The sequence below is a fragment of the Bifidobacterium sp. ESL1118 genome (assembly GCF_058505595.1).
Genome location: NZ_CP196371.1, coordinates 579,649 through 600,092 on the forward strand (window position 1 = coordinate 579,649; position 20,444 = coordinate 600,092).

Sequence of the window (20,444 nt, forward strand, 5' to 3'; positions counted from 1 at the left end):
GAGAATGAATAGGCCCGCGGTTCGTTCTCACATTGTGGCGTTGTTGGTGGCAATCTGTTGTTGTGCGGCGTTGCTGTTGGTCGGTGGGTGCACGCCGAAGAACGCTGCAGTTGGGAACACGCGCACGACGCAGACGAATGTGACCCATGATGGAGTCGATCTTGCAGACATCACCGTCGGGGTGCTGAGTGCGGGTGATGCTTCTTTGGATCGGCGGGTTCTTGCCAGCTGTCAGAATGCTGGGCTCAAAGCGGTGTATGCGTCAAAGGCATCCGAGGAAAGTGTGGCCCAAAGCGCTGTAACCAATATGACTGGATTGACACAACGTGTGGTCAGTATTGTCGTAATTCCAGGTCTTGACGCTGCATTTGATTCAGGCCAATCAGCAGACGCCAAATCTTGGGCGACTTCGCTTGAAACGGCCCGCGCCGCTGGCACGCCTGTGGCGTTGGTCAATCCTGCCAGCCAGCTTCCCGGGCAGACGCTATTCGCGGCCTCCCTGCAAATCGTCAGTACTCCAACAGGGAACAGCAGATCACTGTCAGCGGCGTTGTCGCTGATCATCAACGACAATCCGCACCCGAGCGCCATGAACGTCGTGTTGGATTCAGGGGATGGCAAACCATAGACGATGTCTTTGGCTGCCTTGCCCCACAGCGTGGCTCTGCGAGGTTTCGGTTGCACTGTATGTCATTACGTCGGAGGCATTGACTGGGCGAATGTTGGAACGAGCGTACATTAGAATGTTCTGTATTGTGGTTCAGCGGGTATGTTTTATGGGTATGTAAAAGGGGATTGGTATGAGCGAACAGGTGCAACCTGTTAACAGATTGTCGACTGACCGGGCGGATTGCATGCAAACGAATGTGCCCACCTTTCCGATGGTTGGCGAGAGCGGGCTCACAGCAGCCGAAGTGATGGAGCAGCAAAGTGCGGGGCATACGAATGCCGTGAAAACCGAGACTTCGCGCTCGCTCTGGCAAATCGTGCGTGAGAATGTGTTCACGTTGTTCAATGCTATTATTTTAGGTGCCATGGTGCTTGTGCTCTTTGCCGGTGAATGGAAGGATGCGGTGTTCGGCCTGGTCATCATCATCAATACCGGCATCGGCATTTTCACTGAAGTCAAAGCCAAGCACACCCTCGATAAGCTTTCGATTCTGGTCAAGTCTGAATCGGTGGTGCGCCGAGAAGGCAAGAATGAGGAAATCGATCATGATCAGATCGTCCTTGGGGATTTGCTTTGGGTGCGTTCCGGTGAGCAGGTACCAGCTGACGGCGAGGTGATTCATACATGGGGCCTGGAGTTGGATGAGTCCATGCTCACGGGGGAGTCTCGAACTGTTCGCAAAAAAGAGGGGCAAAGCGTCTATTCCGGATCCACCGCGGTTTCGGGCATGGCATTGGTGCGTGTCACAGCGGTCGGCGAGCAGGGGTATGCCGCCAAGCTCACAGCGGAAGCCAAGGTGTATAAAAAAACGGTTTCGGACTTGAACCAGGGCATCAACACCATTTTGAAGGTGATGACGGTACTGGTCATTCCATTATGCATATTATTGGTCTTTTCCCAAATGAGAGTGGCCGGCGGTTGGAATCAGGCAATCGCCACAGGCGCTTGGCGCGATGCCACGGTCTCTTCGGTCTCCGGTGTGGTCGGCATGATTCCGGAGGGATTGGTGTTGCTGACTTCGCTGAACTTCGCCGTCGCAGCCATGCGGTTGGCTCGGCACAACACACTCGTTCAGGAGATGGAGTCGGTGGAGACCTTGGCTCGTGTGGACTCGCTGAATCTCGATAAAACCGGCACCATCACCGATGGCGGCATCGTCTTCGACCGCTTGGAGCTGCTTGGTGGGCCGGCGCAAATCTCCCAGTCAGCGATTGGCAAATCGACGCAGGGTGCGCAAGGGGCGAGTAGTCACACTGCTGTCAGCGAGCAGGATGCGGCCCAGGCGCTTTTCGACTTGGCGAATGAGGAGAATCCCAACGCAACAGGCAAAGCTGTGCTTACAGCACTCGGCGAGCAGGGGTACGCCGCTGGTGGTGTTTGGCAACGGATTCCGTTCTCGTCGGCACGCAAATGGAGCGCCATTGTGATGGACAATGCATCAGCGCGAACACAACCTTCAGATTTGCCTGCTTCTGTGGTTTGGTACATGGGCGCCCCAGAGGTCATTCTTTCCGCACTTTCAGAAGGGAGTGGCTCTGAGGGGAGTGAAACAGCTTCTAACACGGCGGCTGCGGCTGCAGCTGGCATTCCCACCGTATGTCGTTCCCGTGTCGATGCGGCACTTGCTCAAGCCAATGCATACGCCGAGCAAGGCTACCGTGTACTGTTGCTGGCTAAGGTTTGTGGGGTGCGGCCAGAGGGTTTTGCTGACAATCCGGTGTTGTCTGCCGATGCAGAGCCTGTTGCCTTGGTGCTATGTTCGGAGCACATTCGTGACGATGCTCAAAAGACGCTGGCTTGGTTCCGTGAGCAAGATGTTCGTTGCCGTATTATTTCAGGCGACAATCCCGCCACGGTAGGTGCCATAGCAGCCAAGGTCAAGCTCACCGGCGATCGAGAACCGGTGGCGATGGACGCACGAAAGCTTCCGAGTGATATTGCTCAGTTGGCTACAGTGCTTGAGAACGTGGATGTGCTTGGCCGTGTGCTGCCCGAACAGAAGAAGGCCATCGTTCAGGCCCTGCATCTAGGCAATCATGTGGTTGCCATGACCGGTGACGGTGTGAATGATGCGCTGGCGCTCAAAGAGGCGGACCTCGGCATAGCGATGGGCAATGCGGCTCCCGCCGCGAAGGCCGTGGCCCAAGTGGTGCTGGTGGACTCCAAGTTCTCTCATCTGCCCGATGTCGTAGCCCGGGGCAGACAGGTCATGGCCAATATGGAACGTGTGGCGAGCCTCTTCCTTGTCAAGACGGTCTACTCAGCGTTGATTTCGCTCGGCGTGGTCCTTTCATTCGTGCCATATCCGTATTTGCCGCGCCACATTACGTATATCGGCGCACTCACCATCGGCATTCCTGCCTTCATCCTTGCGCTCGCTCCGAATACTCGTCGGTACAAGCCCGGCTTCCTGGGTAGGGTGGTTCGCTTCGCACTGCCGGGTGGCATCTCCATCGCGAGTTCTGTGTTGTTGACTGTGTGGATTTTGCCTTCTGCATTCGGATTGAATCTTAAGCAGCCAGATCAGCTGTTGATGTTGCGTCAGCTTTGCGCCACGGTGATTTTTGCCTTGGGTGTGCTTGTACTGGCACGTGTGGCTCGGCCACTCAATTCCTGGAGAGGCATCTTAGTGGTCGTTTTCGCCGTGGCTGGGGTCATCGGTATGTGCATTCCATTCGTTGCCAGGTTCTTCGCTCTTTCCCTACCGAAGACCACCCAAGAATGGATTGTGCTCGCTTTGGTGCTGGCTTGTGCCGCGGTCATTTATATCACGGTCCTTGGCATCGAGCGATTGATTGTCCATATGAGAAAATCACCGCGTGCTGCCAAGTAGTGGCATCAGATAGCGGATTATAAACAACGCAAACAGCCCCCGCATCCAAACGTAGAGAATGCGAATGGATGCGGGGGCTGTATTGTTTCTGTTGTCTGTGTTTCAGTTGTCGTTACTGCCGAACAGCTGAAGCAGATACAGGAACATGTTCACGAAGTCCAAGTACAGGTTGAAGGCGCTGATGATTGAAATCTTGTCCATCAGAGCCACGTCGCCGGTTGACTGCACTTGGGCGAACATCCGCCGGGTCTGTTGGGCGTCGTACATGGTCAGCCCCGCGAAAATAGCCAAACCGATTCCGGCCGTAATCATGAGCACGGTGTTGCTCGGAGCCACAAACATGAGGATGATTTCACCGACAATGAGCACGAGCAGCGCGGCCAGCAGTATTGGACCGGCCTTGAGCATGTCCTTTTTGGTGGTCAGAGAAAGCATCGTGAGCACGAAGAAAAGTCCGACGCTCATCAACAGCGCCACGCCGATGGTCATGGGGCTGTATGCATAGAAGATGGACCCGAGTGTGAATCCGGTCAGCGCCGCGTATCCGTAGAACAGCGCACGGGCGGTGCCGCTGCTGATCTTCATCAGCCGTGCGCTCATGTAGATGGCAATACCGATTTGTATGACCGCGAGCACAATCCAGCCGATGGTTCCTGTAGCCATGGTGAAGGCTGCGTAAAGACCGGTCACGTCGCCTATAAGTGCCACCGCTGCAGTCAGCAGCAGGCCTAATGTCATCTCGCCGTAGGCCTTGGTGATGGAGGTGTTGCGCGCCTTCTCATAGGAATATCGGACCTGCCCGTTCACGGTCGTGGTGGGGCCGCCTTGGCTGTACTGCGGCCCCCCGAATTGTTGTTGACCGTAACTTTGCTGGTAGTATGGGCCTTGGCCCTGGGCATACTGCCCTTGCCGAGGTTGCGCGTAGGGCTCACCGAATTGCTGTGGTTCGGGGCTCTGCTGACCGTCATACGGCGTGTTCCCGTTCTGTGGCTCATTGTTGTAAGTCATGCTATGCTCCTTGGTTGTGCCGAGCGCCGTCTTACGCCATATTGTTCATGTGGCAAGTTGCTGGCCCTCAAGCGTTACTATGGAAACAGTGTAGCGGGAGATTCTGAGAAATGTCAGAGAACTTGCTTAAAGCATGGTGCTTCCAGACATCAACGATAGGTAAAAGAGGGCAATATGACTTCAGCGGTGCCTCAGATCAAGTTGAATAACGGCATTGAGATTCCCCAGCTTGGGCTCGGTGTGTTTCAAACGCCCGACGGTGAGGTCACGGCGAATGCCGTGGACGTGGCGCTACGCTGCGGCTATAGACACATTGATACGGCCAAAGTCTATGACAATGAGCCCTCGGTCGGTGAGGGCATAAGGCGTTCCGGTGTGCCTCGGCACGACATTTTCGTCACCACCAAGCTTTGGAACGACGACATTCGTGCCGGCAGGGCGAAAGAAGCGTTCTACGAAAGCCTTGACCGCTTGGGAACCGACTATGTTGATCTCTACCTCATCCACTGGCCCGCGCAGGGTTGGCAGAAGGCTTGGGAGGATATGAGCGAGCTCTACGCCGAGCGCAGGGTCCGTGCCATCGGAGTCTCCAATTTCCAGCAGCATCATCTTGACGAGCTGGCGAAGATTGATGGGCTGGAAACGCCAGCGGCAGATCAAATTGAGTCTTCGCCCCAGTTTGCCAACCAGAAGCTTGTCGACGATGTGCATTCCCGAGGTATCGTTGCGGAGGCGTGGAGTCCGTTGGGCGGCACGGGCGGCTCGTTGCTGGCGAACCCTGTGCTCGGAGTCATCGCCCGTGAAGTCGGCAAGTCACCGGCGCAGGTGGTCATCCGTTGGCACATCCAGCGTGGTGTGGTCGTCATCCCCAAATCGACTCACGCCGAGCGCATCCGTCAGAACTTCGATGTCTTCGACTTCGAGCTCACCGATGAGCAGATGCGGTGTGTTTCAGCGCTTGAAACAGGCGTGCGAGTCGGTTCCGACCCCGATAACTTCGATTTCTAGAGCAATGTTGCGAAGAATCGGCATGGATTTGTGCGAAGGCGAATTGCGATCGAGGCGAGATCCGTCAACGTGAGGTGGATGTCCTTTCTTTGCCATTCTTGGGAAGCGGCACATCGCCCTCACGCGGTGCCCCGTTGATATCGCGGTGGATGTTCTGCATCTGGGTTTCGATGTTTTGCAGGCTTCTTGCGCAATCGAGCAGGGTTTGGGAGTGTTCCGCAAACCTGTCGTCCGGTAGGTCGGTTTTGTAGCGCAGGGCATGCTCAAGGCTAGCCCAGTAATCCATGGCGATGGTTCTAAATTGCACCTCCACGGGTGTGTAATGCTCCCCGTTGGAAAGGAACACGGGTACGGCGTAGATGACGTGCAGGCTGCGATAGCCATTCTGCTTCGGGTTCTTGATATAGTCCTTGATGCGAAGAACCTGGATGTCCGACTGACTTGAAAGATAGTTGGCCACGGAGTAGACGTCATCGCGATAGTTGCAGATGACGCGAATGCCGGCGATGTCGAAGAGGTTGTCCTTGATGGACTGGAGGCTCATCTCCAAACCGCGGCGCTTAAGCTTGCCGATGATGGAATCAACCGACTTGAGCCTGCGCTCCATATGGTGGATGGGGTCGTGTGCAAAGTGCACGTCGAACTCCGAGTCCAAAATCTCGAGTTTGGTGCTGATTTCGTACATCGCGCCCTCATAGACCTGCATCATGTCGATGAAATCGCCGATTTGCGATGGCTCGAAGGTGGACGATGGCTTGTTTTCCAGAGCTACTTTGCTGAGGCGGCTTTCGATTTCAGAAGTATTGATGTGTTCATGTCTGTCAAGTATCACGATGTCCAAGCATAGCTCAGTGGTACGTCAGCGGCAATGGAGTGGGTGTAACGAAGCAGAGCGACGCCCTCTGTGCAATCGGTTCGATAAACGAATCGGTAGCTGCGGGCAAGGGTCTGCGTGTTCAACGGCATAGCTCTACGAACGGTGCTGGGCTCTTCGATAGAACCCCGGGCATCGCGGTTTCTTGCGCGTCAGCTACCATGCGGGTATGAAGCAAAATGGAGTGGAAACGTCCGAAACGTCGAGAGCATCCGCAAGGTCGACCTCGCCTGTGGTGCCGGATTCGTCGAGCTGCGCCAACACGCCGGTTGTGGTATCTATTGTGGGGCCCACGGCTTCAGGCAAAACAGGTCTGGGAATCGCCTTGGCCCAGCTTTTTGTGGCATCTGGCGATAATGCTGAAATCGTGAATGCGGATGCCTACCAAATGTACCGTGGCATGAATATCGGCACTGCGAAGGCCACGCCAGAAGAGCGGGAGGCTGTCGCGCACCATCTCATCGACATCATCGACCCTGATGAGTCAATGACTGCGGCTAGGTTCCAGACTCTGGCGCGAAGAGCAATCGTACAGTTGAAGCACCAAGGCATACGGCCGATTTTGGTGGGTGGATCGGGTCTCTATGCCCGGGCGGCCATCGACGATATTTCGTTTCCTGGCACCGATGCCACCATCCGCGCCGAACTTGAGAGGCGTTGTCGACAAGAAGGTGCCGGAGCCCTCTTTGATGAGCTGAAACGCAAGGATCCCAAGGCTGCCGTCCACATGGATCCTCGTAATTCCAGACGCACCATCCGTGCTCTGGAAGTCATCGAGCTCACGGGTCGCCCATATTCTGCCACGTTGCCCCGGTATCGGTACATCATGCCTGCTGTGCAAATAGGTTTGGACTTGCCTCGTGAGGAACTTGACCGGCGCATTGACGAACGTACCAAATCCATGCGTGAACAAGGTTTTGTGGATGAGGTTCGTCGCCTGCGTCCGTGTCTTGGGGCCACTGCCTCCCGGGCGCTCGGCTATAGCCAGATCTGTAGTGCTCTCGACGGCGAGATGACACAGGACGAGGCGTTTGCGGACATTGCGCAGAAAACCAAACGTTTGGCGCGCAAACAGATGGGCTGGTTCGGTAGGGACCCACGTATCCATTGGCTTGACGCATTGGCTCCCGACTTGTTGCGTCAAGCGGCGAACATCGTTGCTCGTGCAGACGCAGGTGAGTTCCGTCACTCGGATGCCGTGACTGATGCCAATGGCGCCCACACTGTCCACCATCTGGGTAGCATCTCCGACTGACTGGTTATGTCGGTTTCGTCTCGCTGAATTTCCTCGGTCGGTCGAAACGGACGATTATATTGCTGTTTTCGTCTGTTTTAGTCGATTCGTTTTCTTTAATCGGCCTAAAGAGGCATGTCAGCGTTTTCGAGATGCTGATTCCGCTCCGGTCACGTTGCGCAGACTGGGCCATGCAGTAGAATTACCTGCAGTATGGCACGTAAAGCATCTTCAAAACCTAGGAATTCCGCAGGCTCCCGGACAAGGGGTAGCGCTCCTGACGGCGAACATACGACGATTATGCCATCGGCTGAACCGTGGTGGAAACGGGCTCTGCTTGCTGTTCCTCGTGGCTTGGGCAACTTGGTGCGCACATTGTTCGGTGTGGGGGACTATGACCCAGATTCCCGTAATGACGGCTGGTGCTTTATTCTGCTCATATTCGCTGTGCTGTTCTGTGCTTCGGAATGGTTCCGCGTCAGCGGTTTTCTCGGGCAGTGGCTCCATGCACTTGCCTCCAGCCTGCTCGGCGTGATGAGTCTGGTGCTCCCGGCGCTCCTGGTGGTCCTCATGGTGCAACTCTTCCGAAACTCCGGCAAAGGTTCGGGTAACTCCCGTGCGGTCGGCGGTTGGCTCTTATTGCTGTGGTCTATATGCTCCATTATCGACATCGCGGTGGCATCCTCGGAGCACGGATTCAATCTCGCCACGCTTCAGGCTGCAGGAGGCCTGGTGGGGTTCATAGTTGGCTCCCCTTTGGCGTGGGGGCTTTCCAAGACGTTTGCCATTGTCATTTTCGTGGTTGTGGCGCTGTTCGCGGTGTTTCTTCTCATCGCGAGTCTGCACATTCAGGATGTGGTCGATTGGTTCAACGAGAAGTTCAGTAAAAAAACAGGTAATGCTCCCGAAGCCACCCAGTCCGCCAATGCCGAGGACGATCAATTCCCCACAGAGGTCAACATTGGCGATGCCACATTGAATTTTGCCCCCGGCGTTCCCTCTCACAATGAATCCGATGGCGTTGATTCGACCACGGTCATGCCTGCCGCTGATGGTACGCAGATTCTGGAGTCTGCGGATTCGGCTGTGGGCGGGCAGACGGCAGATGATGCGGGTAAACCCAAGCAGGGCTTGTTCAAACGATTGTTTGGGCATCTCTGGAAAGCCAAGGTTGATGACGAAGACGCCTCACTTGACCGATACGCCGGGGATGAGCCGTTCGACAAAGCCGCTAACATGGCTAGTCCCAATACCTTACCTTCCGATGTACAGGGGGTCGCGGATCTTCAGGGGAGCTCCGTGCTTGGTTCACCATTGTCTAGTGGACAGATGCTCGTTGATCCTGTCACCGGAGCTATCAGTCAGGATGCTGTCGGTCAGGGTACCGTCAATACAGGTGCAGTCATAGGTACGCCGGAAGCACCCGCTGGCGTTCAGAGCCTTCCAGAATCCTCCGACGCCGGCGTTCGGACGCAAGGTGTCTCGACGAATGGTGCAGGTGCAAACACTGCTGCCCCTTCAATCGACCCTTGGTCGTCAATCGATCATGATGGTTCGCTTGATGCAGCTGCGCTCGCCAGTGCGGCAGCAATGTCTGCAAAATCCGGCTCCACTGGTTCCGTCAGCTCCGGTGGTGCGGGGGGTAGTGAAGACACACAAGAAGAGGGTGAATATCATCTTCCTTCGTTGGATCTGCTCGTCCGTGGAAAGCCTCACGCCGCCCGCACCCAGGCCAACGACAATGTCATACGCTCTCTGACTTCCACATTCGCGCAGTTCCATGTGGATGCCAAGGTGGTCGGTTTCCTACGCGGTCCGTCCGTCACCCAGTACGAGGTGGAGCTAGGCCCTGGTGTCAAGGTGGAGAAGATCACCAATCTCCAGCGCAACATCGCCTACGCCGTGGCCAGCTCCGACGTGCGCATCCTCTCGCCGATTCCCGGCAAGTCCGCCATCGGCATCGAGATTCCGAACGTGGATCGTGAGATTGTCCACCTAGGTGACGTGCTACGAAGCGACAAGGCGCAGAACGATTCGAACCCTATGCTCGCCGGCGTGGGCAAGGACGTGGAGGGTCACTTCGTCACCGCCGACCTCACCAAGATGCCGCATCTTCTGGTTGCAGGCGCCACCGGTTCCGGCAAGTCCAGCTTCATCAATTCCATGCTGGTCTCCATCATCATGCGTGCCACCCCCGAGCAGGTGCGCCTGATCATGGTCGATCCCAAGCGTGTGGAACTTTCGGCCTACGCCGGCATTCCGCATTTGCTCACTCCCATCATCACCGATCCGAAGAAGGCCGCGCAGGCCTTGGAATGGGTGGTCAAAGAGATGGATGCCCGTTACGATGACCTGCAATACTTCGGCTTCCGCCACATCAAGGATTTCAACAAGGCCGTGCGCGCCGGCAAGGTGCACGCGCCCGCGGGGAGCAAACGCAAGGTGGCACCGTATCCCTACATCCTCGTGGTAGTCGACGAGATGGCCGACCTCATGATGCTGGCCAAGAACGACGTGGAAAGCTCCATCCAGCGCATCACCCAGCTGGCTCGCGCCGCAGGCGTGCACTTGGTGCTGGCCACCCAGCGTCCTTCGGTGGATGTCATCACCGGCCTCATCAAGGCCAACATTCCCTCGCGCCTGGCTTTTGCCACGTCCTCGGCCACGGATTCCCGCGTCATCCTCGACACCACCGGCGCCGAGACGCTCATCGGCCAGGGCGACGCGCTCTTCCTGCCGATGGGCTCTGCCAAACCGGTGCGTGTGCAGGGCTCCTGGGTGGGCGAGTCGGAGATTCGCAAGGCGGTGGAGTTCGCCCGCAGTCAGCGCAAGCCAAAGTACCGTGAGGACATCGAGGAGATGGCCAAGAAGGCGGATGAGCAGGAGGCCCATCCCGAGGAGGAGATCGGCGACGATATGGACACGCTGCTCCAGGCAGCCGAGCTCGTCATCACCTCACAATTCGGCTCCACGTCCATGCTTCAGCGCAAGCTGCGCATCGGCTTCGCCAAGGCGGGTCGCATGATGGATCTGCTCGAATCACGTGGCGTGGTGGGCCCATCGGAGGGTTCCAAAGCCCGTGAGGTGTTGGTCAAGCCCGATGAGCTGCAGGAAACGCTAGATTTCATCCAAGGCAAGACGAGTTCACTGCCATCGAATGGTCATGAAGCCTAGATTATGGATTACCCAGCGAGATTGCCGTATTCGGTATCGGTTTCCGGAATCAAGTGGGTCGATGATTGTTTCCTGATCGTTATTTTTGTACCAATCGGTTGGGCAGGTATTGCAGTTGCGATACAGTGTAGCGTATGAAACAACGAGATGAACATCATTCCTTGTTGGAGGGTTGGAACAGCCCCCCGAATTTGGTGACATACACACGTATTCTCTTGGTCCTGATTTTTATAGGCCTCGACATCTCTGCGGGATCGTGGGGATGCAAGAATGTGTGGATGCGTTTCGCAGCTGCCGTGTTGTTCATCGTTGCCGCTTCCACAGACAAACTCGATGGTTGGATGGCTCGTAAATACAACCAGGTTACTGAGCTTGGAAAGCTTATGGACCCGATAGCCGACAAGCTGCTCATCTGTTCCACGCTTGTGGTGGCATCCGCGTTGCATGAGCTGAGTTGGTGGGTTACCGCACTGTTTTTGATTCGCGAGATTGGCATTACAATCATGCGTTTCTTCATCATCGACAATGGCGGCAAGGTAATTGCTGCGTCCAAGGCAGGTAAATACAAGACGTTTACCCAATGCGTTGGCTTGGGAATGCTGCTTATGCCGCTTTGGGCCATATCTGCAGATTCCAGGATTCCAGGTGTGCTGCCAAATTTGGGTGTTGGAATGCCGTTGTGGTTGTCCATCTACTATTGGGCCACGTATGCTGTTATCGCTCTTGCGTTGATACTGTGCCTGTATTCCGGATATATCTATGTCACCAGTGCGATGGGTTTCAACAACGAGAAGAAACAGTAGGCTGGCAGAGACTCCCAATGTGGTTTTGCTGTTGACCTAGGGGAAGGCGGAAGCGTATGGGTTATGCGAATATTCTGGAAAGTCAGCAATCCCGAGATGAATTGGCCGCGTCTATTCTTCAGTGGGCCGCTGAGCGTGATCTTAAAATCGCTCTTTCTGAGTCTCTTACCGGTGGACTGCTGTCGGATGCATTCGTGCGTATTCCCGGCGCTTCCAATGTTTTTCTAGGATCGGCCGTCACATATGATATTCATGCCAAATCCTCTGTTCTGAACGTGGATTCCGATTTGCTCGAGCTTGAAGGTGCTGTGCATTCTCAGGTTGCCAGGCAGATGGCTGAGGGCGCTGCCTTGCTGTATAATCAGCCGAGTTACCATGGCCGTATTATGGGGCTCTCCACTACAGGCGTGGCAGGCCCGGGGCCCAGTGAGGGCAAACCCGCTGGTCTGGTTTATGTAGGTGTTGCCTTGCCTGAGCATGTATTCGTAGGCAGTGCCATGGAGCGTTTCACGCCGTTGAATCAGCGGTATTCCAATGCGGCTTGTGGTGCTCCCGATGCAAACTCCGATTCGAGTCTTGCTGAGGGTTCTGCCTTGGAAGGGGCGAATGATTACCGGTGGGGCAGTGAGGCGTTTGAATTCCGATTCTCCGGTTCACGAGACGCTGTGCGCGGATTGACGGTTCAGTCGGTTTTACGAACAGTGATGAGTCTCACACACTCTCTGACGGAATAATTCTGGCTTTCAGCTATTGATATAAATGAGTGCACAAGCAAATAGGGATGTGGGGTGAATAGGTATGGAACATACAATGACACGTACGCGTGAACACACTGAAGAGGAGATTCGTCAGCAGGCAGGTATGGGTTTGGTTGCCGGGATGACTCGGCAAAGCCCGGCGAGGACTTCCGAATTAACGCCTGCGCAGCGCAAGGCTGTGATGTTTGCACAGCAGCAGGTGATTAAGGCCCGTGAGGCAAAGAGGGCAAAAGACAAGCGCCAGGCTGCGCTCAACAAGATGTGGGAGCAGGAGGATGTCGAGCAGCCAAGACAGCGCGCCGTCGCTTCGGTTCGTAAAGGGGAAACAGAGGAGACGCACACTGTTTCGTTGCGTGGAGCCATAGGACATGTGCTACGCGACTTGCGTACAAACAGTCATAAGACATTGCGTGAAGTCAGTGAAAAGGCCGGTGTTTCTCTGGGTTACCTTTCTGAAGTGGAACGTGGGCAGAAGGAGGCTAGCTCCGAATTGCTGGCTTCCATTTCGGAATCACTTGGTTTGAGCACCTCTCAGATGCTCCGTATGGTTGCGGACTATCTTGATTCCGTGGCCGCGTGACATGGTTTTGATCAGGATGCTCAAGACGAGGCCGTCGATGGATTTCCATCGGTGGCCTTTCCTTGTGTGTGAAGGCTTCATATTGCAGATGTTGATATTGTGGCGCAGACAAACGAGTGTGCCGCAATTCCATCATTGAGGCTGCATCGATTGATGCTTCTGCGGCGCAGCAAAGAGCCTGCGCCACGATTCCATCGCCTGTCTTGGTCTAGATGAAGGTTCTGTGGCGCAACAGAGGTACGTGGAATGATGATGGCGGGAGATTCGCGGGGTGTCGATGACTGAACGGGAATTCTGGGAACTTTTGGACGAGGTGCTTGGACGTACCTATGGCCGCAGTGTGGCTCGTGATCTAGCAATGCCAAGGCTTGCAAACATGTGTGTGGTGGATGCGCTCGATGCCGGCGAGGAGCCGCGCGTGGTGTGGAACGTGCTCTGTGATCAGTTGCAGATTCCCGATTCCAAGCGCTGGGGAAAGAATCACGTTGCGCCGCCTATGCCTGCAAAGTAGTGGATTCTTCCAGTTTTATGATTTTGCATGACCTGCGTCTGGTTCTATATCGCTGACTTTTGTCGAGGTTTTTAGGATGACCGAACGTTTTAAAATGCTTCGACATGTTCGTTATCTCGGCACGCCGTGCATTCGAACAAATGTTCGTATTAGGTCTTATGATGATATATATTGTAACGGTATGGGAATGTTTGGCTTGGCTATAGACTTAGCGTTCCTCAGGCGTGTTGGAACGGCGAGCGTTCGACCACATCATCTCGCCAGAGTTACGCCGTATGGTTGTGGGCCAGTACCGTGGAGACATAGGTGATTTCGGATTTAAGGAGAACGTATGGCACAGTCAAAGACCACTAAGGGGCCGGTGCAGAACCTGAAAACCAATAATGAGACGCCAGGCACCATTGACCCGCGGCGCCAGGCCGCTCTTGATACTGCACTTAAGCAGGTGGAGAAGAACTTTGGCAAGGGATCAGCCATGAGGCTTGGAGACAAGCCGGCGCAAGATGTTGAGGTCATACCCACAGGTTCCTTGGCACTTGATCTTGCACTGGGTATTGGCGGCCTGCCACGTGGCAGAATCGTTGAGATTTTCGGTCCGGAGTCTTCCGGTAAGACAACATTGGCCCTGCATGCTGTTGCAGAAGCTCAGAAGGCTGGCGGGGTAGCTGCCTACATTGATGCCGAGCATGCGCTTGATCCTGTATATGCCAAGCATCTTGGTGTCGATACGGATTCCCTAATCATCTCCCAGCCCGACAATGGTGAGCAGGCATTGGAAATTGCGGATATGTTGGTGCGCTCTGGCGCACTCGACATTATCGTCATCGATTCGGTGGCGGCGCTGGTGCCGAAGGCCGAAATTGAAGGCGAGATGGGAGATAGCCATGTCGGTCTGCAGGCCAGGCTGATGAGTCAGGCGCTGCGCAAAATGACCGGTGCCCTTGCCCAGTCTGGCACCACCGCCATTTTCATCAACCAGCTGCGTGAGAAGATTGGTGTGTTCTTTGGTAGCCCCGAGACCACAACAGGAGGCAAGGCCCTCAAATTCTATGCCTCGGTGCGTCTTGATATTCGTAAGATTCAGACCATCAAGAATGGTGACGAAGCTGTGGGCAATCGCACGAAGGTCAAGGTTGTGAAGAACAAGATGGCCCCGCCCTTCAAGTTTGCCGAGTTCGACATCCTGTACGGAGAGGGCATATCCAAGGAGGGGTCCATTCTCGATATGGCGCTGCAATGTGATGTGGTCAAGAAGTCGGGTTCATGGTTCACTTATGAGGGTGATCAGTTGGGTCAAGGGCGCGAGAATGTTCGCGCGTTTCTTAAAGATAACCCTGCCATCAGTGAGGAGATTGAACATAAGGTCAAGGTCAAATTTGGTGTGGAACCAGATGACAGCGAGCCTACTGAAAGTGAGGAAGGCGAAGCCGACGGGCAAGTGGCTGCTTCGAAATCTTCGGCAGACGATGCTGGTGCTGACGCCAATCAGTCATGATTGATGCCAAGGCGTTTCTGCAACGGCGATCGTCACGTGGGGATGATGGTTTGGGAGTGCAGCTGGAGCATCGGGAATCCCTCGGGAACTCCGATGCTGCGACTGAGTCCAACCGAGAATTTAGTGGCGATTCAGCGCATGATATCGCTAACGCATTGCAGGGAACTGTGGATTCTATTGAGTCGGGTGCCGCTGGATCTGCTGCTCAATCGAGACAACTCGAGCATCTTGACGATGGGCGAAATCGTTCGCATTCCGTCAGGCCGGATGATGTCGATGCGCATGTGCATTCCAAACAACACCATCGTTCACACAGGTTGGCACCGACGCATGCGGTGCCCGTTTCCAGTCCGTATACGAGTGGGTTCGGCGGGAGTCTGAGCGATGAGGATGTCGGATGGACCTCTGTGTCAGGTGGAAACGGCAAAGGACAGCATAGAGGCGGTCGTACTTGGGGTAGAGGCGGCGCTGGTCGCAGAAGACGGAGGCATCGTTCTGGCGGTCCTGTGTTGCGAGTGCCCGATGACCCTGATGATTTCGATGCATGCCGTGAAGCAGCACTGAGTTTGCTGGATGCAGCGGCAAAATCATCCTTGGGGCTGAGAAAACGGTTGATTGCCAAAGGGTACGGTGAGGCGGTATCCATGAAAGTCGCAGATCGACTGGTTGAACTGCATCTGATTGACGACGAGGCATACGCACAATCGTTGATCCGTTCTTGTCTATCGCGTCAGCTTGGAGCTCGTGGCACACTTCAGGAGATGCATCGTAAGGATGCTGATGAGAGCATTTCCAAAGACCTCCTGCGGCAAGCCGAAGAACAGGGCCTGTTCGAGGATGCGGCTTGGGAACTAGGGCGTAAGGTGGCATCCAAGACGCAAGGACTTGACCCGGAGGTGCGTAGACGCCGTTTCTGGAGTGCTGGTGGAAGGAAAGGCCACAGTCCGGAAACTTTGCGAGCGGTGGCGCATGAGTTGTTTGACATGTCTTCGTGATTGGCTCGAATGGAACGCTAATTCATCCTTCTGGAGGATTTTCTGATTTTCATATTGCCGCTACTGTTGTGTATTGCATTTTCCTACAAGGTATTTTATGGATGCAGAAAGCGATGATTCGAATATGACCGAAGGAACCACTTCTTCATTACCATTAACTTCTTCTGTTCAAACTGTGGCGGCAACCTCCAATGCTTCCGTAGTTGTGCCGAATGCACCAAACTCAGCATCAAATATGCAGGCTTCGAAGAACCAACCGGAGGAACACAGCCTCATTCCGGGTTTCGGTCTAAGCACATTTGCCATCAAAATGATCGGCATCGTGCTCATGGTTGTGGACCATGTGCATCAGATGTTCAATCCGTTTGGCGCGCCGGCGTGGCTCGATTGGTTTGGCAGGCCAGTTGCTACATTGTTCTTCTTCGTCAGTGTCGTCGGTTTTTCCCATACCCACAGCAAACGCACATATACTTGGCGGCTTTACGTCTGCATGGTGCTGATGTCGTTGCTTATGGACGGCCTGCAGCGCGTTGTGCCTATGGACAAAGTACAGTTGACTAACAACATCTTCCGCGACCTGTTCATCGGTGCCGTGTTTATGGCTGCAGTGGATCAGTTCCAGGCCAGTGCCCACAGCGAGAGGGCCAAACATATTGGGTTGGGTGTGCTGCTGTTTGTCCTGCCATTTGTGCTTTCCCTGATTCCCGCTGTGTTGAGTGGCCAAGTCGTTTCCGGCGCGGTTCCTGGTTGGGTGCTTTCAGTCGTCTTGGCTTTTACGCCTGGTATTCTTTATGCGGAGAACACGTTGATGGTGTTGCTGATTCCCGTCATGTATGTCTTGCGAAACAACCGTTGGTTGCAATGCGCAGCAATTGCAGTGTGTGCGGTTATTTATGCGGTCATGGGCATGACGCAGTGGATTATGATATTCGCCATTATCCCGATTCTTCTCTATAACGGGAAGAAGGGCCATGGGGATAAGTACTTCTTCTACATCTTCTACCCGGCTCACATCGTTGTTCTCTACCTCATCGCCGCTGCCTTGTAGGCTTGGGCTGTCGCAGGATTGTCTGGAAATCGGTTTCGTCGCTGGCAGTATACCTAAATACCTAAGTAGCATATTGTATTGTGGAACTATCGTTGAACATTGAGAAACGGAGTGATTGTGGCAGGAAGCAGCAATACAGTCAACAGCACTGATATATCGGTGAAGGTGGACGGTCCGACCGGACTGCGTACGGCCTACAGTGGGTTTGTCCTGCCAGCCACGGGTTTTGGGACTTACATGCTGGGTGGCAACGATGGTGTAGATACCGTCATTTCGGCCATGAATGTGGGGTATCGGCTGATTGACAGCGCCTACAACTATGAGAATGAAGGAATTGTGGGCAAGGCTGTGCGTACCTCCGGCGTGCCGCGTGAAGAGGCAATCGTCACGTCAAAGCTGCCCGGTCGTCATCAGGGCTATGCCCAGGCTCGTGTGGCCATTGAGGAGAGTGTGGCCCGTATGGGACTGGATTACATCGACCTCTATCTCATTCATTGGCCAAACCCGTCGCAGGGCCAGTATGTGGAGGCTTGGCAGGCATTGGTCGATGCACGCAAGGACGGAATGGTGCATCATATCGGCGTATCCAACTTCCTACCAGGGCACATCGAACGCATCTGGCGCGCCACTGGCGTGATGCCGGAGGTCAATCAGATTGAGCGCCATCCGTATTACCAGCGTAAGAAACAGATGGAGTATGACAATGCCCACGGCATCATCACCGAGGCTTGGAGTCCGCTGGGCAGAGCGGGAGAGATGCTCAAAGACCCCACCATCACTGCAATAGCAGGCAAGTATGGTGTGAGCCCGGTGGAGGTGATTCTACGCTGGCATGAGCAGACTGGCGATGTGGCCATCCCGAAGTCCTCCAATAAAACGCGGCAGGAAGCCAATCTCAATGTCGATTCGTTTGCCCTTGACAGTGATGACGTGCGCAGCCTCGCTGCCCTCGACAATCCGCAGGGTAGTGTGTGGGGGTTCGATTCCCGTTTCCACGAAGAGGCGTGAGTCTTTACCGGGTCAAAGCCGTCCAAGTGACCTTGTCACCTTGCCGTAGGGCGGGTAGGCTAGCCTCAGCGTATCGGGGTGTTCGGGTTTCCATGTTATCGGCCTGATATGGCTGAAGCACAGGAAACCTGCCTTACCATGGTAAGCTCCCATGCCCGAGGCTCCGATGCCTCCAAAAGGCAGACGGCTGGAAAGCAGATGTCCGAGCGGAAGGTTGAAGCCGAGCGTCCCAGACTGTGTCCGCTGTTCAAACAGTTGGCGTACTTTGCGGTTTCGGCTGAACACATACAATGCCAGTGGGCGAGGTCTGCTATTGATGAAATTGATGGCGGCTGCGACGTTGGGCACGGTCACTATCGGTAGTATCGGGCCAAAGATCTCCTCTTGCATCACCGGCGAATCTGGGTCGGGGTTCATAATGACGGTCGGGGGTATGTAGAGTTTGGACCTATCACACCCTTGCGCCTGCCTTGGCGTTGTTATTTGGTATTGAGCATCCGCTTGTTCGGTTTGTGTTGTTTGTTCGGTTTGTGCGCCGCCGCCATCTTCCAGCAAATTGGTGAGTCTGTCGAATTGACGTTCGTTGATGATGCGCCCGTAGCTTGATGATTTCTCTGGATTGTCGCCGAAGAACCGCCGAGTCTCCTCATGGACAAGCTCGCCAAGCCGATCGGCCACACTCGGTGTGGCGAGCACGTAGTCCGGTGCCACGCAGGTCTGCCCGGCGTTGCTGAATCTGCCCCATGCGATGCGTCCTGCGGCCACCTTGAGGTCGGCGCTTGAGTCCACAAACACCGGGGACTTGCCGCCTAGCTCGAGTGTTACGGGTGTCAGATGCTCCGCCGCCGCCCTCATGACGATTTTTCCGACCCGTTCGCCGCCTGTATAAAAGATGTGGTCAAAATGCTGCTCCAACAGGTTGGTGGTTTCATCCGCTCCGCCTTCAATCACGTAGACAGCACGGTTGTCGAGGTATTTGCCGATGAGCGTATGTAATAGCCCGCTTGTGTGAGGCGAGAGTTCCGAAGGTTTCAGGCACACGCAGCAGCCGGCTGCTATGGCATCGACCATGGGTTCCAGGCTCAGCAGGATCGGGTAGTTCCAAGGTGAGATAATCAGCGTCACACCCACAGGCTGTGCTACAGTCCAGCTTGTAGACGGTTGCATGAGCAGCGGCATTATCTTCGGCTTGAATGCAGCCCACTGCCTGATGCGAGGCAGCACGAATTTGATTTCGTCGAGTACCAGCTTGATTTCCATGAGTGATGTTTCGGCGGCCGGTTTACCTAAGTCAAGCCGGACGGCCTGTTCTATCTCGCCGCGCTGTTCTTCCAACATACGTCTCATCCGTTGCAGTTGTTGCTTTCTCCAAGCCAAGGGTAACGTATGACCGTTTGAAAAGGTGTCGTTTAGCGATGCTGCTACGCATTCCTTCTTTTCGTTGTTGGAATTATTCATAGCCGCAACATTACTCTGATTTGCCTGTTTAAATTTGAATTTGATAATTCCCGTATGCGAGAAGGGTGTGAGACGAGATAGGTATATAAGCTTCGTCGTATACTAATAATGTTTTATACAATTATATGTTGTGTGTTTTGCTTCAGATAAGCATATGTCGGAAGGTCTGGTAGTGTGATGGCAGATGCAACAGGGAACGGCGGGCAGCCGAATGGGATTCAGGATACCGAGCCGACACAGGAATTTAGTCGCATGGTTGATTCAGGCCCGAGTGTGAATAACGGCAACGCTATGAATCAGAATTACGATGCTTCTGATGCGCCTAGGCGACGCATGATTGTCTCTAAGTGGGTCGCCGTGGCGGCCTGTGTGCTGCTGTTGCTGTGGTATGCACTCGATATGACGGGCCTCACCATGGGCGGCAAGAAGATCGTGGTTTCGGCGTTCGCCTCGGTGGGTGGTGAGCCGATCGACGGCCTGTTCATGCTGGTCTACCTGGCGGTGTTGGTGTTCTTCATCGTCAATAGTCGTGTGGGCTCGTGGTTCCTTGGTGTCTACTTGCTGTGTTGGGTGTTTATACAGTGGCGTCTGTATTTCGCACCGGTGTCCAGGATTCGGGGGTATAACAGCTTCTTCTCCGGCACCTATCGCATTGCCGATGCCTCGAACTATTACATGGTCAAGGACTTCTACCACATAGTGCTGGATCTGTTGATTGCGCTCGCGCTGGTCTGCCTCCTCATATATTGTGCCTCCGGTCGCAGAATCGAAGCCAGGCGCTGGGCTGAGGAGAAGCGCATCAAAGAAGAGCAGGAAGCCTACGAGGAATGGGCTCAGGAGCACTCCAATTACAATGCGAGCAACAGGGCGGCTGGTCGGCCGAACAATGTATACGTCTCCGGTCCTGGCATGGGCGTTCCTTCTTCCCGCTGAGGCCCTGGCTGAAAGCTTATCGATACCGCGTGGTTTGTCCGGCTTCGCGGTATA

Annotated in this window: 17 protein-coding genes; 14 read left to right on the forward strand and 3 right to left on the reverse strand. The window is 54.8% G+C overall.

Annotation, left to right across the window (positions count from 1 at the left end):
• Positions 1-4 precede the first annotated feature (4 nt).
• Positions 5-628 carry a hypothetical protein gene (locus tag ACSYSS_RS02300; RefSeq protein WP_491703886.1) on the forward strand — a complete coding sequence of 208 codons (624 nt, stop codon included), beginning with the start codon at positions 5-7 and terminating at the stop codon, positions 626-628.
• Positions 629-854: 226 nt separating this feature from the next.
• On the forward strand, positions 855-3,503 hold the full coding sequence (locus ACSYSS_RS02305) for an HAD-IC family P-type ATPase (protein WP_491704182.1): 2,649 nt from the start codon (positions 855-857) through the stop codon (positions 3,501-3,503).
• 102 nt (positions 3,504-3,605) lie between these two features.
• On the opposite strand, the gene ACSYSS_RS02310 is transcribed toward ACSYSS_RS02305, so the two are convergent.
• Positions 3,606-4,511, reverse strand: coding sequence for a Bax inhibitor-1/YccA family protein (locus ACSYSS_RS02310; RefSeq protein ID WP_491703887.1), 906 nt, complete (start codon positions 4,509-4,511; stop codon positions 3,606-3,608).
• Positions 4,512-4,685: 174 nt separating this feature from the next.
• Here ACSYSS_RS02310 and ACSYSS_RS02315 point away from each other — a divergent pair, with 174 nt between their 5' ends.
• On the forward strand, positions 4,686-5,519 hold the full coding sequence (locus ACSYSS_RS02315; RefSeq protein WP_491703888.1) for an aldo/keto reductase: 834 nt from the start codon (positions 4,686-4,688) through the stop codon (positions 5,517-5,519).
• 64 nt (positions 5,520-5,583) lie between these two features.
• Here ACSYSS_RS02315 and ACSYSS_RS02320 read toward each other — a convergent pair whose 3' ends face one another.
• Positions 5,584-6,351: a GTP pyrophosphokinase gene (locus tag ACSYSS_RS02320; protein WP_491703889.1), complete on the reverse strand. Its 768-nt coding sequence runs from the start codon at positions 6,349-6,351 to the stop codon at positions 5,584-5,586.
• 211 nt (positions 6,352-6,562) lie between these two features.
• On the opposite strand from ACSYSS_RS02320, the gene miaA reads away from it, so the two are divergent.
• From miaA to ACSYSS_RS02370, 10 genes are all read left to right on the forward strand, one after another.
• A complete protein-coding gene (gene miaA / locus ACSYSS_RS02325) occupies positions 6,563-7,648 on the forward strand; it encodes a tRNA (adenosine(37)-N6)-dimethylallyltransferase MiaA (RefSeq protein WP_491703890.1) in 1,086 nt (361 codons plus the stop codon).
• A gap of 192 nt (positions 7,649-7,840) precedes the next feature.
• Positions 7,841-10,801, forward strand: coding sequence for an FtsK/SpoIIIE family DNA translocase (locus ACSYSS_RS02330; protein WP_491703891.1), 2,961 nt, complete (start codon positions 7,841-7,843; stop codon positions 10,799-10,801).
• 134 nt (positions 10,802-10,935) lie between these two features.
• Entirely contained in the window at positions 10,936-11,604 is a 669-nt protein-coding gene (gene pgsA / locus ACSYSS_RS02335; RefSeq protein ID WP_491703892.1) for a CDP-diacylglycerol--glycerol-3-phosphate 3-phosphatidyltransferase, read from the forward strand.
• A gap of 56 nt (positions 11,605-11,660) precedes the next feature.
• Complete coding sequence (locus ACSYSS_RS02340; RefSeq protein ID WP_491703893.1) at positions 11,661-12,338, forward strand: CinA family protein; 678 nt, start codon at positions 11,661-11,663, stop codon at positions 12,336-12,338.
• Between the two features lie 127 nt (positions 12,339-12,465).
• Positions 12,466-12,942, forward strand: a complete 477-nt coding sequence (locus tag ACSYSS_RS02345) for a helix-turn-helix domain-containing protein (protein ID WP_491704183.1) — start codon at positions 12,466-12,468, stop codon at positions 12,940-12,942.
• A 277-nt stretch (positions 12,943-13,219) separates the two neighbouring features.
• A complete protein-coding gene (locus tag ACSYSS_RS02350; RefSeq protein WP_491703894.1) occupies positions 13,220-13,453 on the forward strand; it encodes a DUF3046 domain-containing protein in 234 nt (77 codons plus the stop codon).
• Between the two features lie 331 nt (positions 13,454-13,784).
• Positions 13,785-14,948, forward strand: a complete 1,164-nt coding sequence (gene recA / locus ACSYSS_RS02355; protein WP_491703895.1) for a recombinase RecA — start codon at positions 13,785-13,787, stop codon at positions 14,946-14,948.
• A complete protein-coding gene (locus ACSYSS_RS02360) occupies positions 14,945-15,943 on the forward strand; it encodes a regulatory protein RecX (RefSeq protein WP_491703896.1) in 999 nt (332 codons plus the stop codon). Before recA ends, ACSYSS_RS02360 begins: the two co-directional genes overlap by 4 nt.
• A 235-nt stretch (positions 15,944-16,178) precedes the next feature.
• Positions 16,179-16,991 (forward strand): TraX family protein, encoded by an 813-nt coding sequence (locus ACSYSS_RS02365; RefSeq protein ID WP_491703897.1) that lies wholly within the window; start codon positions 16,179-16,181, stop codon positions 16,989-16,991.
• Positions 16,992-17,108: 117 nt separating this feature from the next.
• Positions 17,109-17,999, forward strand: coding sequence for an aldo/keto reductase (locus tag ACSYSS_RS02370; protein ID WP_491703898.1), 891 nt, complete (start codon positions 17,109-17,111; stop codon positions 17,997-17,999).
• A 12-nt stretch (positions 18,000-18,011) separates the two neighbouring features.
• Here ACSYSS_RS02370 and ACSYSS_RS02375 read toward each other — a convergent pair whose 3' ends face one another.
• Positions 18,012-19,457, reverse strand: coding sequence for an aldehyde dehydrogenase family protein (locus ACSYSS_RS02375; RefSeq protein ID WP_491703899.1), 1,446 nt, complete (start codon positions 19,455-19,457; stop codon positions 18,012-18,014).
• A gap of 177 nt (positions 19,458-19,634) precedes the next feature.
• Here ACSYSS_RS02375 and ACSYSS_RS02380 point away from each other — a divergent pair, with 177 nt between their 5' ends.
• Positions 19,635-20,390 (forward strand): hypothetical protein, encoded by a 756-nt coding sequence (locus tag ACSYSS_RS02380; RefSeq protein ID WP_491703900.1) that lies wholly within the window; start codon positions 19,635-19,637, stop codon positions 20,388-20,390.
• Positions 20,391-20,444 lie beyond the last annotated feature (54 nt).

What these genes read in the sequence shown, in the direction of transcription:
- ACSYSS_RS02380 (WP_491703900.1), top strand. Translation starts at nt 19,635, where the DNA reads ATGGCAGATGCAACAGGGAACGGCGGGCAGCCGAATGGGATTCAGGAT.
- ACSYSS_RS02340 (WP_491703893.1), top strand. Translation starts at nt 11,661, where the DNA reads ATGGGTTATGCGAATATTCTGGAAAGTCAGCAATCCCGAGATGAATTG.
- recA (WP_491703895.1), top strand. Translation starts at nt 13,785, where the DNA reads ATGGCACAGTCAAAGACCACTAAGGGGCCGGTGCAGAACCTGAAAACC.
- ACSYSS_RS02315 (WP_491703888.1), top strand. Translation starts at nt 4,686, where the DNA reads ATGACTTCAGCGGTGCCTCAGATCAAGTTGAATAACGGCATTGAGATT.
- pgsA (WP_491703892.1), top strand. Translation starts at nt 10,936, where the DNA reads ATGAAACAACGAGATGAACATCATTCCTTGTTGGAGGGTTGGAACAGC.
- ACSYSS_RS02310 (WP_491703887.1), bottom strand. Translation starts at nt 4,511, where the DNA reads ATGACTTACAACAATGAGCCACAGAACGGGAACACGCCGTATGACGGT.
- ACSYSS_RS02365 (WP_491703897.1), top strand. Translation starts at nt 16,179, where the DNA reads ATGCAGGCTTCGAAGAACCAACCGGAGGAACACAGCCTCATTCCGGGT.
- ACSYSS_RS02330 (WP_491703891.1), top strand. Translation starts at nt 7,841, where the DNA reads ATGGCACGTAAAGCATCTTCAAAACCTAGGAATTCCGCAGGCTCCCGG.
- ACSYSS_RS02300 (WP_491703886.1), top strand. Translation starts at nt 5, where the DNA reads ATGAATAGGCCCGCGGTTCGTTCTCACATTGTGGCGTTGTTGGTGGCA.
- ACSYSS_RS02305 (WP_491704182.1), top strand. Translation starts at nt 855, where the DNA reads ATGCAAACGAATGTGCCCACCTTTCCGATGGTTGGCGAGAGCGGGCTC.
- ACSYSS_RS02375 (WP_491703899.1), bottom strand. Translation starts at nt 19,457, where the DNA reads ATGAATAATTCCAACAACGAAAAGAAGGAATGCGTAGCAGCATCGCTA.
- ACSYSS_RS02345 (WP_491704183.1), top strand. Translation starts at nt 12,466, where the DNA reads ATGGGTTTGGTTGCCGGGATGACTCGGCAAAGCCCGGCGAGGACTTCC.
- miaA (WP_491703890.1), top strand. Translation starts at nt 6,563, where the DNA reads ATGAAGCAAAATGGAGTGGAAACGTCCGAAACGTCGAGAGCATCCGCA.
- ACSYSS_RS02360 (WP_491703896.1), top strand. Translation starts at nt 14,945, where the DNA reads ATGATTGATGCCAAGGCGTTTCTGCAACGGCGATCGTCACGTGGGGAT.
- ACSYSS_RS02350 (WP_491703894.1), top strand. Translation starts at nt 13,220, where the DNA reads ATGACTGAACGGGAATTCTGGGAACTTTTGGACGAGGTGCTTGGACGT.